Source organism: Aeromonas sp. 600527, from assembly GCF_049175415.1.
GTDB classification, from domain to species: Bacteria; Pseudomonadota; Gammaproteobacteria; order Enterobacterales; family Aeromonadaceae; genus Aeromonas; species Aeromonas veronii_A.
The window spans coordinates 51,621-66,881 of the sequence record NZ_JAAKVA010000015.1 but is presented as its reverse complement, the minus strand read 5'-3'; the positions used below and the strand labels follow the sequence as shown (position 1 = coordinate 66,881).

Here is a 15,261-nt window from a genome sequence, read left to right as displayed (position 1 = left end):
TTTTCTCTGCGATGTGAATGTGATGAGAGTCGCGCATGCATCATGTCGGTCTCGTGCGAATAGATAATGTTTTTGAGGTATTTAAGTTCTTTGTTAAGTCGCTATTTTAAGCTGCGTAGCGATTTTTTGTTTGTTTATTCAACGCTCTGGTTAATAAATGAAATTTTTAAGAGGGAAATGCCGCTACGCCCCTCAGTTGACTTTCTTGTCAGTAGGCAGGTGTTTGTTATAAATCGTAAAAATGTTTTTGAAGTATCCAGAGTGCAATTCTTAGTGCTTGTTTTTGCTGGGAAAAAAAGTTAAAAACGAGCAGGTGATTTGTTTTGATTGGCAAGAGTATTGGCTGAGTCCTTTTTTCTGTGGTTGTATTGGCTCTCCTGCTATTGATTTCTGAAATCAGTTTTCTGCTTTTGGCCATCGCGAGAAATAGTGGCCGAGAGGTGTTTTCACCTTGCATTCTGCATACGGCGGTTTGCCCGTTTGTTTCCGGTTCACCAGTGACCATCCAGCATGAACGACTTTGACCAGATGAATACGCTTGACGAAGGGTTACTGAAGACAATGGATGTTCTGCATACCCCTATCTGGGTCTATGACATCGAACATCACCATATTTTCTGGGCAAACCGCGCAGCACTCCCCCTCTGGGAGGCCACCTCCCTTGAAGAGCTCTGTTCCAGGGACTTTTCGGCTGATATGGCGACAGCGATAGCGCTGTTGTTGCAACGCTACCTCGGTGATTTTCAGCAGGGGCGTAGCTATAACGAATGGTGGACTATCTCCCCAAAGGGGGTCAAAAAGCAGATCTATCTACGTCTCTCCGGCATTCAGCTGGCAGGCCGTTTGATGATGATGACCGAAGCTGTTGTCGACTCAGATACCCTCTATCAGGAGTCCTCTTTGGCGACCGGTGATACTCTTGCCTGCCTGTTCGATAGCCACGGTGTATTTGAGAGCGGCAACTACCACTTCGAAATGTGTTTCGGCCACCAGATCGCCAAGCTCTCCCAGGTATTTTCCGGCAATGACGACAGCTTCTACCAGAAGCTCTCCCGTCTCGATGAGGTGGTCACCGAGGGTGAGTGCCGTACCCTCAAGGGGATGCGCTGGTTCCAGTATCAGTTCCGCTATATCCAGCAGGGTGCCCGCATTCTGCTTACCATGCGGGACATTACCGATCGCAAACTCGAGGAGCTGGAGCATCGCCACCTCGCTTGGCACGACTCTCTGACCGGCCTGCTCAATCGTTATGGTTTGATGAAATCCCTTGAGGCCTATTGCGGGCTGGGGGAGCGTTTCGCGCTGGTGTTCATGGATCTCGACAACTTCAAGCTGGTCAACGACAACTACGGCCACAAGGCAGGAGATCGACTGCTGGAGCGGGTCGCCGGCCGCCTCAAACAGATATGCCCGCGGGATGTTGAGCTGGCACGTCTTGGTGGGGACGAGTTTACCGCGTTGGTTCCCTTGGGAAACCAGAGTGAACGCGCCCAGGATGTGGCCGATCAGATGCTCTCCCAGATGACCAAGCCACTGCAACTGAGCGGGCTGCCTGAGGTGACCATCGGCGGCAGTATCGGCATCGCCATCTATCCCGATGATGCGGACGATGGTGACAACCTCATCACCCGTGCCGACATGGCCATGTATCAGGCCAAGCAGATGGGGCGGCTGCGCTGGCAGCGTTTCACCCCCAGCATGCAGCAGACTCTGCAGCGCAAGCTCAATCTCAAGCAATTTCTGGCCAAGGCCATCGGCCGTCAGGAGCTGAGCCTCTGTTATCAGCCACAGGTTGATGCCGCCAAACAGCGCCTGATCGGCTACGAAGCGTTGCTGCGCTGGTACAACCCGGTGCTCGGCCATGTCTCGCCAGTGGAATTTATCCCATTGGCCGAAGAGATGGGGCTGATCCGCGAGATCGGCAGTTGGGTGCTCTCTACCGCGCTGGCACAGATGGCCAGTTGGAAGAAGCGCTTCCATCAGCGGGTGCCAGTCTCCGTCAACCTCTCCGGTTTCCAGCTCTCGTCAGCGCTGCCCGGGCAAGTGCGCGAGCAGCTGGAGCTGCACGGAGTGGATGCCTCCCTGTTGACGCTGGAGCTGACCGAAACCGTGCTGATGCTCGATATGAAGGGGTGCCTCGATATTCTCGATGACTTGAGTGAACTGGGGATCAAGATTGCCATCGACGATTTTGGTACCGGCTACTCATCCCTTGCCTATCTCAATCGTCTGCCCATCGATACAATCAAGCTGGATCGTTCTTTCGTCACAGGCCTCAACCTGCCGGTGATCCGGGCGACCGCCGCCATGGCTACCAATCTGGGGTTGGGGATCATGGCAGAAGGAGTAGAGGAGCCTCACGAGCTGGCTGCACTGCAGACCCAGGGGTGCCATGTGTTCCAGGGGTATCTGTTCAGCAAGCCGCTGACGGTGGTGCAAGTCGAGGCGAGTGGTTTCGTGGTGGAGTGTCAGGTTGGGCGTTATCCACTGCTCAATGCTGTAATGGCAGAGTAACAAGTGTGCGTTAGGCCACAACTTGGGATTTTATCCCGCAATATTTAATCAAAATTAATCACTCTTTTGCGATCGGTCATGAGACGGATTGGCAGAAATTGCTAGCATGCGACCTCGTTTCTAGGGAAAGGAGTATCGCAATAATGAGTCATGCTGCTGTCAATGACCGTCCGGCCAGCCCTCCCAAGGGGTGGCTGAACCGTTTCCTCAATGGCGTCGAGAAAGCCGGGAACAAATTACCCGACCCCGCCATGCTGTTCCTTTATGCCTTGCTGATCGTCTGGGTCGGCTCCTGGGTGTTGTCACAATTCCAGTTTGATCTGGTCAACCCCCGTACCGGGGAGGCGGTAGTGGTCAACAACCTGCTGACCGGTGCCGGTCTGGCCGAGTTTCTCTCCACCATGGTGACCACCTTCACCGGTTTTGCCCCGCTGGGGATCGTACTGGTGGCCATGCTCGGGGTCGGGGTGGCCGAGCAGTCCGGTTTTATCAATACCGGTCTGAAAAAGTTGCTGAAAGTGACGCCTGCCCGTTTTCTCACCCCCATGCTGATCCTGGTAGCGATCGTCAGCCATACCGCTGCAGATGCGGGTTATGTGCTGGTGATCCCCATCGGTGGCATCATCTTCCACGCTGCCGGACGCCATCCGCTGGCGGGGATCGCCGCTGCATTTGCCGGTGTCTCCGGCGGTTTTGCCGCCAACTTCCTGCCATCCGGCGGGGATGCCTTGCTGCAGGGCTTTACCCAGTCCGCCGCTCAGTTGCTCGATCCTGACTACATGGTCAACACCCTGTGCAACATCATCTTTACCGGCGCCTCTTCGCTGTTGATCATCTGTGTCGGCTGGTTCATCACCGAAAAGGTGGTTGAACCGCGCCTCAAGCGCGTAGCACTCAACGAGGATCTGGAAAGTGCCGATGAGATGGGGCGCTACAGCGCGCAAGAGAGCCGGGCCTTCAACTGGGCCGGGTTTGCCATGCTGGCGGCCATCGTACTGCTGGCGTTGGCCCTGTCACCGAGCGATTCACCGCTGCGTGCTGCCGATGGTTCCCTGACCACCTTCGCCGCTCCCGTGATGAAATCCATTGTGCCGCTCATCTTCCTGCTCTTTATCCTGCCCGGGATTGTCTACGGCTTTGTCGCAGGCAGCTTCAAGAGTGGCAAGGATGTGATCGACGCCATGTCGGCCACCATGAACAAGATGGGCTCCTACATGGTGATGGCATTCTTCTGCGCGCTCTTTATCAAGGCGTTCGGTGACTCCAATCTGGGCACCCTGCTGGCCCTCTCCGGCGCAGAAGTGCTCCATGCGCTGGCGCTGCCCGGTGAGGTGACCATCGTCGGGATGATCCTGCTCACCGCCACCGTCAATCTGGTGGTGGGGTCGGCCTCGGCCAAGTGGGCGCTGATCAGCCCGATCCTGGTGCCCATGCTGATGGCGGTGGGGATCTCTCCCGAGCTGACCCAGGCGGCCTATCGGGTCGGTGATTCTGCTTCCAATATCATCACTCCGTTGATGGTCTTCTTCCCGCTGGTGGTGGTCTATTGCCAGCAGTATGTGAAGAGCACCGGGATTGGCACACTGGTCTCCATGATGCTGCCCTACTCACTGGCCTTTCTGGTGAGCTGGACCATCTTTCTGCTGCTCTACTGGGCGCTCGGCTTCCCGCTCGGGTTGCAAGCCCCTTACGTCTATCCGGCCCCTTAAGCCGGGTGTGCGAGGGAGCCTTGGGCTCCCTCGTTTTTTTCGCTATGGTGTTACCTCATTTTGGAGGTGCCATGAATCAGACCATCGATCTTATCCTTTCCCATCGCTCCATTCGTCAGTTCACTGCCGAGCCGATCGCCCCGCAGCAGCTGGATGCCATTCTCGCCGCCGCCCAGTCCGCCTCGACCTCTAGCTTTTTGCAGGTGACCAGTATTGTGCGAGTCAGCGAACCCGAGGCGCGTGAGCAGCTGGCCATGCTGGCGGGCAATCAGCCGTATGTGGTGCAGGCGGCCGAGTTTCTGGTCTTCTGCGCCGATTACCATCGTCACAGCCAGATCGTGCCCGAGGCCCAGACCGGTTATGCGGAGCAGTTGCTGATCGGGGCCATCGACGGCGCCCTGATGGCGCAAAATGCCCTGCTGGCAGCTCAGTCGCTGGGGCTGGGCGGGGTCTTTATTGGCGGCATTCGCAACCATCCGGCCGAGGTGAGCGAGCTGCTGGGCTTGCCCCATCAGGTGATCCCGCTGTTTGGTCTCTGCCTTGGTCATCCTGCCCAGCAGCCGGAGCAGAAACCCCGTCTGCCCAGGGGATTGGTGGTGCATCAGGAGCGCTACCAGCACGAGCTGGATCGCGACCTGCTGGCCCGGTACGATCAGCAGATCGCGGACTACTATCAGGCCCGCAGCAGCAACAACAAACAGCAGACCTGGAGTGGCCAGATCCGCGCCATTCTGGGCAAAGAGTCCCGTCCTTTCATGCTGGGCTTCCTGCAATCACGGGGCTTTAACCTCAAGTAATGGCGCTAATAGGCGATACTATGGAGAGATAATCAACATGGTCATCATCCCCTGAGTCTGCAATCTCTCCCTGAGACCGGGGGCACAGCTTGGTGACAAACGTGGGCAAGGGGGGGATCTGCAGGCTACCTTAAGTGGGTAAGCTGTTGTAGGATCACGCAATTGAATAGGAACAGGGGTTTGGACATCCTATGATTTTAACTTTGGTATTGCTGTCTATCGGCGCACTCCTGTTTTTGGTTATCGCCTATAACGTGGTGCAGCAATATAAGCAGAAGGCGGAGGCGGACAAGCGTCACGCCGTTGCCAGACACAAGACTGTGGCCGATGAGACCGAAGAGGTGCTGCTGAACGTCAATCTGGTGCCTTTCTCCAAGAATATGGTGTTGCTGTTGCAGCACCGGATCCTCGATGCTTATCGCGCCATCGCCCAGGTGATGCCCAACAACCAGATCAAGCAGCGTATCGCCGATGTGCAGACCCAGATCAAGAATGTGCAGGAGAACTATAGCGTTCAGGATGAGGGGCAGTTCAAGACCCCGGAGTCCGATCGTCAGGCGATCCAGATGCTGCAACTAGTCAAGAAGATGCGGGCCGTGCTGCGTGTCGAGCACAACAAGGGCAAGATTGACCCTCAGGGGTTCGCCCAGGAAGAGCGTCGCCTCGAGCTGATGCAGCTCAAGATCAACATCTCCAATCTGGTCAAGCGGGCGATGGATGCCCGCATTCAGGGCCAATATGGTACTTGCCGCCAGCTCTATACCAAGGGTCTGTCGGCCATGGCGAGCGTGGGCGACAAGGATCCCTATCTGCTGGCTCGTGAAGAGGATATGCGTCAGGGGCTCAAGGAGCTTGAAGAGCTGCAGCAGCAAAACAGCGCGCAGGATCTGCAAAACATCAAGGACAAGGAAGCCGACGAGCTCGATGTCCTGTTTCAACCCAAGAAGAAATGGTAAGCATGTCCCACCCACTCGATTCCACACTGGGGCCAATGGCCCCATTTGTTTCTCAGCTGTTGGCCGAACTGGCCGCCACTGGCGTCACAATTTCACAGCCAACGGTCGATCACCTCTGTTATCGGGCGGCAACCCTGCAGGAGTACCGCGCGCTATGTGCTGTGTTGGCTGAGGCGGGCACCTTGCTGGTGGAGGGTATGATTGGCGGACGTCCCATCGCCACTTATCAGTTGCATCAGCTGCTGTTGGCTGGTGAGGTACAGGTACCCTGTATCGAGCTGGCTGCACCGAAACCGGGTCGCGTCCATCAGGCGGGGCTGGAACATATCGAGCTGGTGGTTACTTCACTGCAAGATCTGGTAGCGCGCTATCCCGAGCTGCCATTCAAAACCGGCAACATGCAGGATACCCGCAACCCCGATATTGGCCTGATGTTGCCTTCCGGCCAGATCAAGTTTCATCTGCGCCCGCTGGCTGAGGTGATCGCCGAAGAGGTGGCGACCGGTGCTGTGGTCGCGGTGCCTGCGGATTATTTCGATCAGGAGTGCTCCTGCTCTAAATGCGGTGCGAGCCTGACAGGCTCTTGAATAACGCAGCAAAAGGGGTCACCGGTGTGACCCCTTTTGTTATCTGGCGGTGCTGGGTTGCGAGATCGCCATCTGCTCGTGGGTGACCCTGTTTGCGCTGAGCCTGTTACCCGTGTCGGTGGGGGTGCTGGGCGGGCTGTGGCGATTGGCTTCGCTGCTTGAGACGGCCGAGCCAGAGGCTCAAGCCTGCCGTCAGGATGAGGACCAGTTCAATTCCCATGACCAGACCGCCCAGCTCGCCTTGCTCCCAGAAGGGGTGCAGGTAAAGTCCCCCCAGACTCGCCCCCAGATAGTAGGCCACCAGATAGAGGGAGGAGGCGAGGGCCCGGTTGTGTTCGACATGATGACCCACCCAGGCACTGGCACAGGCGTGAGCCAGGAAAAAACCGAAGCTGGAGACCAGCAAGCCGCTCAGGATCCCGAGCAGACTGCCCTGCAGCAGCCACAGACTGCCGATAGCCATCAGCGCGATCCCCACTAGCAGCATCCGTTGTGCCCCCCAGCGGTTGGCAAAGCGGCCGCTCAAGGAGGAGGCTACAGTCCCCGAGAGATAGGTGAGAAACAGCATGCCGAGCCATTGGGTGGGCAGGGAGAAGGGGGGCTTGGCCAGCAGGAAGGTGAGGTAGCTGAACTGGTTCAGAAACACCATAAAGTTGAGGCCGCCAATCAGATAGGCCCCTACCAGCAAGGGATTGGTCAGGTGTTGTTGCAAGGCGCGAGCAAATTGGCCGCGAACGGGGGCGCTCGCCACAAAGCGGGTCTGATGGGGCAGCAGCCAGAAGACCAGCGGCAGCAGTGACAGGCTGATCACTCCAATCCCCAGAAAGGTATGCTGCCAGTCGCCAAACCAGCCTGCCAATAGGCCGCCTACCACCCGACCGGCAATGCCACCGAGGGAGTTGGCGGCAATATAGACCCCCACCGCCGAGAGCAGCGCCCGTTTGCTGAACTCTTCCCCCATATAGGCAATCGCGGTCGCGGGCAGCCCTGCCAGCAGCGCGCCCTGCAGGATGCGCAGCAACAGCAGGGAACCAAACTGCTCAACCAGCGGGATTAACAGTGAGAGCAGGATCGCCAGGGTGAGTGTCCCCAGCATGACTTGCCGACGGCCATGGCGATCCGCCAGTCTGGCGCAGATCAGCAGGGAGGCGGCGAGGCCTGCAGTGCATCCTGCCAGGGTCCAGCTGGCCGAGAGGGAGTTGACCGAGAAGACTTCGGCAATCAGGGGTAACAGGGGATGGGTCTGGTAGAGGTTCAGAAACACCAGAAAAGAGCCCAGGCTGAGGGCCAGGGTTGCACGTATCCACTCGCGACTTCCAACTTCAATCATTGCGTATTGTCCTGACTACTTTTGGTCAGGGTAGAGTCCTTGCGGTTATAAATATAATATATTTAAGTTATCTATCTCATAAGATGAATTGATACATGGATCTGAAACAGCTCACCTATCTGCTGGCGGTCAGGGATGCCGGCTCATTTACCAAGGCAGCCAACAGTCTGCATGTGGCACAACCGGCCATCAGCATGGCCATCGCCAAGCTGGAGCAGCAGCTCGAATTGCGCCTGTTTGATCGACAGGATCGGGCGGTACGGCTCACCCCGGAGGGAGAGGTGCTCTGTCGCCATGCCGAGCGCTTGTTGTTGCAGATGCATCAGGCCGAGGCCGAGATGGCCGAGCTCAAGGGGCTGGAGCGGGGGGAAGTGCGGATCGGGATCCCCTACATGATGGGCTCCTACTATTTCCCCCCTCGTCTGATGGCCTTCAAGCATCGCTATCCCGGCCTCAAGATCCGGGTCGAAGAGGCCGGCACCCGTGAGCTGCTCAGCCGGATGGTGGATGGCTCCCTCGATCTGGCCATTCTCATCACCAGTGATCTCCCCCCCGCCATTGAGGGGGCACATCTGCTGAGCGAAGAGATGTTGATGGTGGTGGGGGACGATCACCCCTTGCGCGGCGAACCGGCCGTCACCCTCTCGCAGTTTTTCGCTCAGGAGTTGGCTTTGTTTCGCCGTGGTTTCTACCACCGGGAGCATATGGAGGCGCTGGCCCAGAGCCTGGGCGTTGAACCCGATATCGCCTTCGAGAGCAATCTTATCCCTCTGCTCAAGGCGGTGGTGCGGCAAGGCTTTGCGGTGACCACCTTCTTGCGGATGGTGCTGGAAGAGGAGCCGGATCTGAGTGGCGTACCCTTCGACCCGCCCATCTACCTAGACCTCTGTGTGGCGTGGCGGCGTGGTGATCCGCTCTCTATGGCCAACCGTGCCTTGCGCGATTTCCTACTCAAGGATCGCCCAGCCTGATGGCGGCGGGTCATTGCTGAAAGTTTGTTACTATTAACAGTGGGTTCGCTTGAGGGCTACACCATGAAACTGCAGCAATTGCGCTATATCGTCGAGGTGGCCAACCACAGGCTGAATCTGTCGGCCACCGCCGAGAGCCTCTTTACCTCCCAGCCCGGGATCAGCAAACAGGTGCGGATGCTGGAGGATGAGCTGGGGATCCAGATCTTCGAGCGCAGCGGTAAACACCTGACCCAGATCACCCCCATAGGTCGGGATGTGATCAAAGTGGCCGCCGAGGTGCTGGACAAGGTGGCCACCATCAAGGTGATGGCCAGGCAGCATGTGCATCCGGAGCAGGGAACCCTCACTATTGCCGCTACTCATCTACAAGCCCGTTATATTCTGCCCGCCATCCTCAAGGGATTCATGGCCCGCTTCCCCAAAGTTGCAGTAACTGTGATGCAAGGGAGTGCGGCGCAGTGCCGCGCAGCCGTGCATGATGGCGCTGCTGATCTGCTGCTGGCGGATGAACCGGAGGAGGGGAGCGATCTGCTCATGCTCCCCTCTTTTCAGTGGCAACGGGGCTTGGTGCTGCCCAAGGATCATCCGTTGGCCAAAGCAACATCGCTGACCCCGGCCGAGCTGGTGGAGTTTGCATTGGTGACCGATGGAAGGGCGCTCTCTGCTGCACATGGCACTGATTGCGCTCATGCCGAGAGCCGGATCGCCTGCTGTGCGAGCGACAGCGATGTGCTCAAGACCTATGTCAGACAAGGAATGGGCATCGGAGTGATGGCAACTTTTGCCTGGGAGCCCCAGCGCGATGGTGATCTGCTGCTCAAACAGGTGCCTTGGCTACCTAGTGGCGTTGCCGCTATCGGGTTGCGCAGAGGGGCGTTTTTGTGCGGCTATCTGTATGACCTGATTGGACGTCTCGCGCCGCAATTGACCCGGGAGCGGGTTGAACAATACTGTGCTGCCCGCACTGGCGAAGAGCTTGAAGCTATGCTGGCCAATTTGACCGTGCCACTTAGATAGCTTGGGTTGATGTGTGGTCATCCCAAGAAAAACGCCTCCCAATGGGAGGCGTTTGACAATCTGACATTCGTCAATTCAGGCTCACTTCTTCAGCATATGATCCAGCTTGTTGGCCTTGGTCGACAGATAGAACTCGTTGTGGGGATTGCGCCCTTCCTGCAACGGTACCCGTTCGGCCACCGGAATACCGAAGGATTCCATCGCTTTCATCTTGCGCGGGTTGTTGGTCATCAGTTTGAGAGACTTGACCTCAAGCTGCTTGAGCATATCGGCGCAGATGGTGTAGTCGCGCATATCGGCGGCGAAACCAAGGGCCACGTTGGCTTCCACGGTATCGGCTCCCTGATCCTGCAGGTGATAGGCGCGGATTTTGTTGAGCAAGCCGATGCCTCGGCCCTCTTGACGCACATACAGCAACACGCCACGACCGGCTTTGGCGATATTCTCCATGGCCGCCTGCAACTGGAAACCGCAGTCACAACGCAGGCTGAACAGGGCGTCGCCGGTCAGGCACTCTGAGTGGATCCGGCCCAGCACGGGCTCTTCACCGGTAATGTCGCCCATCACCAGTGCGGCGTGATCTTTGCCTGTGCCGGTTTCCTGAAAACCTACCAGCGTGAAGGTGCCCCAAGGGGTTGGCAATTTGGATTTGGCCACGAGGGTAACGCTGCTCATAGGTTGCTCCTTACTACTAACGGCTCAAAAAAGGGGGCCAGTTTAGCGCGCCTTGTCAGGAACGACCATAAGAACAAGTCCCTGCATTGCTTAATGAAATGTCCAAATGAGATACAAGCACAGCTGTCCGTCGGGGTTTTGGCCCTTTGTGCGGATTGATGACTGCCAGGCTCACCACATTCGGGTATAATCGGCGCCCATTAACCCACCCCTTCGGGATGGGAGCAACACAGTGCAGGAGAGAAGTTATGCCTCAGATGGCCCCCGTAATGACAATTGATGGCCCCAGTGGTGCAGGTAAAGGCACCTTGTGTCAGCTGCTTGCTGAGAAGCTGGGTTGGCACTTGCTGGACTCGGGCGCCATCTATCGGGTGTTGTCCTTGGCCGCCCTGCATCACGATGTAGAGCTGGACAGTGAAGCCTCACTGGTGCCTCTGGCTGCCAATCTGGATGTGCAATTTCAGGTAGAAGGCGATCTGGTCAGGGTGATCCTGGAAGGGGAAGATGTCTCACGCACCATCCGCACCGAAGAAGTGGGTAATGCTGCCAGTAAAATCGCCGCCTTCCCCCGGGTGCGCGAAGCCTTGCTGCGCCGTCAGCGGGCATTTCGTCAGGCTCCGGGTCTGATTGCCGATGGTCGTGACATGGGTACAGTTGTTTTCCCCGAGGCCGAGGTGAAGATTTTCCTCGACGCCAGTGCCGAAGAACGGGCCCAGCGTCGCTATAAGCAGTTGCAAGATAAGGGCTTTGATGTTAACTTTGAGCGTCTTTTAACCGAGATTCGGGAACGTGATGATCGCGACAGAAATCGCGCTACTGCACCCCTGAAACCGGCAGAAGATGCTCTGGTGGTAGACTCTACCGCCATGACCATAGATGAAGTGCTGGCAACAGTGCTCGCCTATGCAGAGCAACAACTTGGTGATGCCAGTGCAAGCTGACATCCGGTCGTCTGCACCAAGGATGGCGCAGATTATTTAAAACAGCCCCGCTTGTGCCGGATTGCAAGTGGATGTTTCATTTGTGACATAAACAATGATCGAATCTTTTGCTCAACTCTTTGAAGAGTCCCTGAACGCCGTTGAAACCCGTCAAGGTTCCATCGTCAAGGGTACTGTCGTTGCTATCGAGAACGGTTTCGTACTGGTTGATGCCGGTCTGAAATCCGAGTCTGCTATCCCGGCTGAAGAATTCAAGAACGCCATGGGCGAGCTGGAAATCAATGTCGGCGACACCGTTGATGTGGCTCTGGACTCTATCGAAGATGGTTTCGGCGAAACCAAGCTGTCCCGCGAAAAAGCCAAGCGCCACGAAGCCTGGCTGCAGCTTGAGAAGGCTTACGAAGAGCAAGCTACCGTTATCGGTATCATCAACGGCAAGGTCAAGGGTGGTTTCACCGTTGAACTGAACGGCATCCGTGCCTTCCTGCCGGGTTCTCTGGTTGACGTGCGTCCGATCCGTGACACCGCTCACCTGGAAAACAAAGAACTCGAGTTCAAAGTCATCAAGCTGGACCAGAAGCGCAACAACGTTGTTGTTTCCCGTCGTGCCGTGATCGAGACCGAGAACACCTCCGAGCGTGAAAGCCTGCTGGCTAACCTGCAAGAAGGTCAAGAAGTTAAGGGTATCGTCAAGAACCTGACCGACTACGGTGCATTCGTAGATCTGGGCGGTGTTGACGGCCTGCTGCACATCACCGACATGGCGTGGAAGCGCGTTAAGCATCCTTCCGAAATCGTCAACGTTGGCGACGAGATCGCTGTCAAGGTTCTGAAGTTCGACCGCGAGCGTACCCGTGTATCCCTGGGTCTGAAGCAGCTGGGCGAAGATCCCTGGGTTGCTATCGCCAAGCGTTACCCGGAGACCACCCGTCTGTCTGGCCGCGTGACCAACCTGACCGACTACGGCTGCTTCGTTGAAATCGAAGAAGGCGTTGAAGGCCTGGTACACGTATCCGAGATGGATTGGACCAACAAGAACATCCACCCGTCCAAAGTTGTTAACGTTGGCGACGTGGTTGACGTGATGGTTCTGGACATCGACGAAGAGCGTCGTCGTATCTCTCTGGGTCTGAAGCAGTGCAAATCCAACCCGTGGCAGCTGTTTGCCGAAACTCACGCCAAAGGCGACCGTGTTTCCGGCAAGATCAAGTCCATCACTGACTTCGGTATCTTCATCGGTCTGGATGGCGGCATCGACGGCCTGGTTCACCTGTCTGACATCTCCTGGAACAACCAGGGCGAAGAAGCCGTGCGTGAATTCAAGAAAGGCGACGAGATCGAAGCCGTTGTTCTGCAAGTGGATCCGGAGCGTGAGCGTATCTCCCTGGGGGTCAAGCAGATCGAAGAAGACCCGTTCAACAAGTACCTGGCTGACAACAAGAAAGGTGCTATTGTGAAGGGTAAGGTTACCGAGGTTGATGCCAAAGGTGCCGTTATCGAACTGGCTGACGGCGTAGAAGGCTACCTGCGTGCCTCCGATGCTGCTCGTGACCGCGTAGAAGACGCCACTCTGGTGCTGTCTGTTGGTGACGAAGTTGAAGCTAAATTCATGGGCGTTGATCGTAAGAACCGCACCGTAAGCCTGTCTGTCCGTGCTAAGGACGAAGCTGACGAGCGTGTTGCTATCGATAGCCTGAACCAGCAAGAAGAAGTTGTGTTCAGCAATGCTATGGCTGAAGCGTTCAAAGCCGCCAAGGGTGAGTAATCCTTGATGCATGAAAAGGGCGGCATTGCGCCGCCCTTTTTTATCCTGGCAAAATGAATATTGCATGTGATCGGGGAAGGAGATTTAACGTTATGACCAAATCAGATCTCATCGAACAACTGGCAGCCAGCCGCATGCATATGCCGGCCAAGGATGTCGAAGCTGCCATCAAGGAGATCCTTGAACAGATGGCGTCGACCTTGCAAAACGGCGACCGGATTGAAATCCGTGGATTTGGCAGTTTTTCACTGCACTATCGTGCGCCCCGCGTGGGTCGCAACCCCAAAACTGGGGACAAGGTTGAACTGACCGGGAAATATGTCCCGCACTTCAAACCAGGTAAAGAGTTGCGCGAGCGCGTCAACATTATTGAATAATGCAGAAATGGGCATACTTCGGGTATGCCTTTTTTGTTTTTGGCGCCGATTCCTGTGCCAATCGTCTTGTTTCTTAAACTCTTTTCCCATTCACTCTAGAGTCTGCCTGCGATTTTAAGGATAATCAGCCTCTCATTAGATACTGACAGGGAGCTCTTATGAAGCGTATTTTGGCCCTCATTCCGCTGGTGCTGATGTTTGTTCTGACCTTGGCGCTCGGCTCGCAAAATGGCCAGCTGGTTCAGTTCAATTACCTGATCGCTCAAGGTGAGTTCTCACTTGCTATGTTGTTGGGTTTCTTCTTCGCTGGCGGTTTTTTATTGGGCTGGTTGGTATTCGGCCTGCTGTTCCTGCGCCTGAAAATGCAAAATCGCACCCTCAACCGCACCATGCGTCGTCAATCCCGCGAGTTGGAACTGGTCCGGTCTTCGGGTAAGGAATAATGTTCCTCAATGCTTGAACTGCTTTTCCTGCTGTTACCCATCGCCGCTGGTTATGGCTGGTACATGGGGCGCAGGAGTGTTCGCCAGGACACCCAGAAACAGAGCAACCAGTTTTCCCGCCAGTATGTGGCGGGCCTCAACTATTTGTTGTCCGATGAATCCGACAAGGCGGTGGATCTTTTTATCCAACTGCTCGAGGTGGACAGTGAAACCATCGAAACCCACCTCTCTCTCGGCAACCTGTTTCGCCAGCGGGGTGAGGTCGATCGTGCTATCAAGATCCACCAGAATCTGGTGACCCGCCAACTGACCCGGGAGCAGCGTCAGCTTGCCTTGCAGGAGCTTGCGCGCGATTTTCTGGCTGCGGGTTTGCTCGATCGGGCAGAAGCGCTCTGGAACGAGCTGTGTGATGACAGCGATTTTGAAGAGACGGCGTTGGCCCAGCTACTGATTATTCATCAGCAGCTGCGGGATTGGGACAAGGCCATTGATGTGGCGGTTCGTCTGCAAAAATTCCAAGGCAAGAAGCTGGCCGATCCCATTTCCCATTTCTATTGCGAACAAGCCGAGATCGCGTTGCGCGAGGACAAGAAAGGGGAGGGGCTGGCCAAGCTCAAACGGGCGCTCAGTATCAATCCGGCGTGTGCCCGGGCCAGTTTGCGCCTCGCTGAGCTCGCCATGGCTGAGGGGCTGTATGAGCAGGCCAGCAAGGAGTTACTGCGGGTGTTCGAGCAGGATATCGACTTTGCCTCCGAGGCAATGCCCAAATTGCTCGAGTGCTATCAGCAGTTGGGTCGCACGCCCGCCTTGATCCCGCTGCTTGAAAAGGCAGTGGAGGATCATGCCGGCGTCAGCGTGACATTGGCCCTTGCCAAGCTGGTTGAAGAGCGTGATGGCCTGAGCCAGGCCCGTTCGCTGGTGCTGCGTCAGCTGCGTCGTCATCCGTCAATGAAAGGTTTTTACCAGCTGGTGGGTTTTCAGCTGGCCAGTGCGGAAGAGGGACCCGCCAAGGAGAGCCTCGAGCTGCTGCAACAGCTGGTCGGCGAGCAGATCAAAATCAAGTCAACCCACAAGTGTCGGCAGTGCGGCTTTGCCACTCACTCGCTGTTCTGGCAGTGCCCGTCTTGTCGCCAGTGGGGTTCCATCAAGCCGATCCGTGGTCTGGACGGTGAATAA

At 56.5% G+C, this 15,261-nt stretch carries 14 protein-coding genes; 12 read left to right on the top strand and 2 right to left on the bottom strand.

What is annotated here, in order from left to right; all coding sequences use genetic code 11:
- The first annotated feature begins 561 nt into the window (after positions 1-561).
- The 5 genes from G5154_RS16790 (at position 562) to G5154_RS16770 (ending at position 6,563) form a co-directional block, all read left to right on the top strand.
- Complete coding sequence (locus G5154_RS16790) at positions 562-2,514, top strand: putative bifunctional diguanylate cyclase/phosphodiesterase (RefSeq protein ID WP_337072963.1); 1,953 nt, start codon at positions 562-564, stop codon at positions 2,512-2,514.
- A gap of 143 nt (positions 2,515-2,657) precedes the next feature.
- Positions 2,658-4,223, top strand: a complete 1,566-nt coding sequence (locus G5154_RS16785) for an AbgT family transporter (RefSeq protein ID WP_337072944.1) — start codon at positions 2,658-2,660, stop codon at positions 4,221-4,223.
- Between the two features lie 71 nt (positions 4,224-4,294).
- Entirely contained in the window at positions 4,295-5,020 is a 726-nt protein-coding gene (nfsA, locus tag G5154_RS16780; protein WP_421251430.1) for an oxygen-insensitive NADPH nitroreductase, read from the top strand.
- Between the two features lie 191 nt (positions 5,021-5,211).
- Positions 5,212-5,976 (top strand): hypothetical protein, encoded by a 765-nt coding sequence (locus G5154_RS16775; protein WP_005346503.1) that lies wholly within the window; start codon positions 5,212-5,214, stop codon positions 5,974-5,976.
- Positions 5,970-6,563, top strand: coding sequence for a VOC family protein (locus G5154_RS16770; protein ID WP_421251429.1), 594 nt, complete (start codon positions 5,970-5,972; stop codon positions 6,561-6,563). Before G5154_RS16775 ends, G5154_RS16770 begins: the two co-directional genes overlap by 7 nt.
- A gap of 106 nt (positions 6,564-6,669) precedes the next feature.
- On the opposite strand, the gene G5154_RS16765 is transcribed toward G5154_RS16770, so the two are convergent.
- A complete protein-coding gene (locus G5154_RS16765) occupies positions 6,670-7,893 on the bottom strand; it encodes an MFS transporter (protein ID WP_421251428.1) in 1,224 nt (407 codons plus the stop codon).
- A 95-nt stretch (positions 7,894-7,988) separates the two neighbouring features.
- Here G5154_RS16765 and G5154_RS16760 point away from each other — a divergent pair, with 95 nt between their 5' ends.
- Positions 7,989-8,864 carry a LysR family transcriptional regulator gene (locus G5154_RS16760; RefSeq protein WP_042053074.1) on the top strand — a complete coding sequence of 292 codons (876 nt, stop codon included), beginning with the start codon at positions 7,989-7,991 and terminating at the stop codon, positions 8,862-8,864.
- 63 nt (positions 8,865-8,927) lie between these two features.
- On the top strand, positions 8,928-9,884 hold the full coding sequence (locus tag G5154_RS16755) for a LysR substrate-binding domain-containing protein (protein ID WP_421251427.1): 957 nt from the start codon (positions 8,928-8,930) through the stop codon (positions 9,882-9,884).
- A gap of 81 nt (positions 9,885-9,965) precedes the next feature.
- Here the strand turns inward: G5154_RS16755 and ribA are convergent, their stop codons facing one another.
- A complete protein-coding gene (gene ribA, locus G5154_RS16750) occupies positions 9,966-10,559 on the bottom strand; it encodes a GTP cyclohydrolase II (RefSeq protein WP_005337152.1) in 594 nt (197 codons plus the stop codon).
- Positions 10,560-10,807: 248 nt separating this feature from the next.
- Between ribA and cmk the strand changes: the two genes are divergently transcribed.
- The 5 genes from cmk to lapB all read left to right on the top strand — a co-directional run bounded on the left by cmk (position 10,808) and on the right by lapB (position 15,261).
- A complete protein-coding gene (gene cmk / locus G5154_RS16745) occupies positions 10,808-11,500 on the top strand; it encodes a (d)CMP kinase (protein WP_005351160.1) in 693 nt (230 codons plus the stop codon).
- Positions 11,501-11,594: 94 nt separating this feature from the next.
- Positions 11,595-13,265 (top strand): 30S ribosomal protein S1, encoded by a 1,671-nt coding sequence (rpsA, locus tag G5154_RS16740; RefSeq protein WP_005346482.1) that lies wholly within the window; start codon positions 11,595-11,597, stop codon positions 13,263-13,265.
- Between the two features lie 92 nt (positions 13,266-13,357).
- Entirely contained in the window at positions 13,358-13,642 is a 285-nt protein-coding gene (gene ihfB, locus G5154_RS16735; protein WP_005299934.1) for an integration host factor subunit beta, read from the top strand.
- A 158-nt stretch (positions 13,643-13,800) separates the two neighbouring features.
- Positions 13,801-14,085: a LapA family protein gene (locus G5154_RS16730; RefSeq protein WP_337072939.1), complete on the top strand. Its 285-nt coding sequence runs from the start codon at positions 13,801-13,803 to the stop codon at positions 14,083-14,085.
- Positions 14,086-14,094: 9 nt separating this feature from the next.
- A complete protein-coding gene (gene lapB / locus G5154_RS16725) occupies positions 14,095-15,261 on the top strand; it encodes a lipopolysaccharide assembly protein LapB (RefSeq protein WP_337072938.1) in 1,167 nt (388 codons plus the stop codon).

Bases quoted from the DNA above. Each gene is read 5' to 3' on its own strand.
- G5154_RS16755 (WP_421251427.1), top strand. From the start codon at position 8,928: ATGAAACTGCAGCAATTGCGCTATATCGTCGAGGTGGCCAACCACAGG.
- ribA (WP_005337152.1), bottom strand. From the start codon at position 10,559: ATGAGCAGCGTTACCCTCGTGGCCAAATCCAAATTGCCAACCCCTTGG.
- G5154_RS16765 (WP_421251428.1), bottom strand. From the start codon at position 7,893: ATGATTGAAGTTGGAAGTCGCGAGTGGATACGTGCAACCCTGGCCCTC.
- lapB (WP_337072938.1), top strand. From the start codon at position 14,095: ATGCTTGAACTGCTTTTCCTGCTGTTACCCATCGCCGCTGGTTATGGC.
- ihfB (WP_005299934.1), top strand. From the start codon at position 13,358: ATGACCAAATCAGATCTCATCGAACAACTGGCAGCCAGCCGCATGCAT.
- G5154_RS16790 (WP_337072963.1), top strand. From the start codon at position 562: ATGGATGTTCTGCATACCCCTATCTGGGTCTATGACATCGAACATCAC.
- G5154_RS16730 (WP_337072939.1), top strand. From the start codon at position 13,801: ATGAAGCGTATTTTGGCCCTCATTCCGCTGGTGCTGATGTTTGTTCTG.
- G5154_RS16785 (WP_337072944.1), top strand. From the start codon at position 2,658: ATGAGTCATGCTGCTGTCAATGACCGTCCGGCCAGCCCTCCCAAGGGG.
- rpsA (WP_005346482.1), top strand. From the start codon at position 11,595: ATGATCGAATCTTTTGCTCAACTCTTTGAAGAGTCCCTGAACGCCGTT.
- G5154_RS16775 (WP_005346503.1), top strand. From the start codon at position 5,212: ATGATTTTAACTTTGGTATTGCTGTCTATCGGCGCACTCCTGTTTTTG.
- G5154_RS16760 (WP_042053074.1), top strand. From the start codon at position 7,989: ATGGATCTGAAACAGCTCACCTATCTGCTGGCGGTCAGGGATGCCGGC.
- G5154_RS16770 (WP_421251429.1), top strand. From the start codon at position 5,970: ATGGTAAGCATGTCCCACCCACTCGATTCCACACTGGGGCCAATGGCC.
- nfsA (WP_421251430.1), top strand. From the start codon at position 4,295: ATGAATCAGACCATCGATCTTATCCTTTCCCATCGCTCCATTCGTCAG.
- cmk (WP_005351160.1), top strand. From the start codon at position 10,808: ATGCCTCAGATGGCCCCCGTAATGACAATTGATGGCCCCAGTGGTGCA.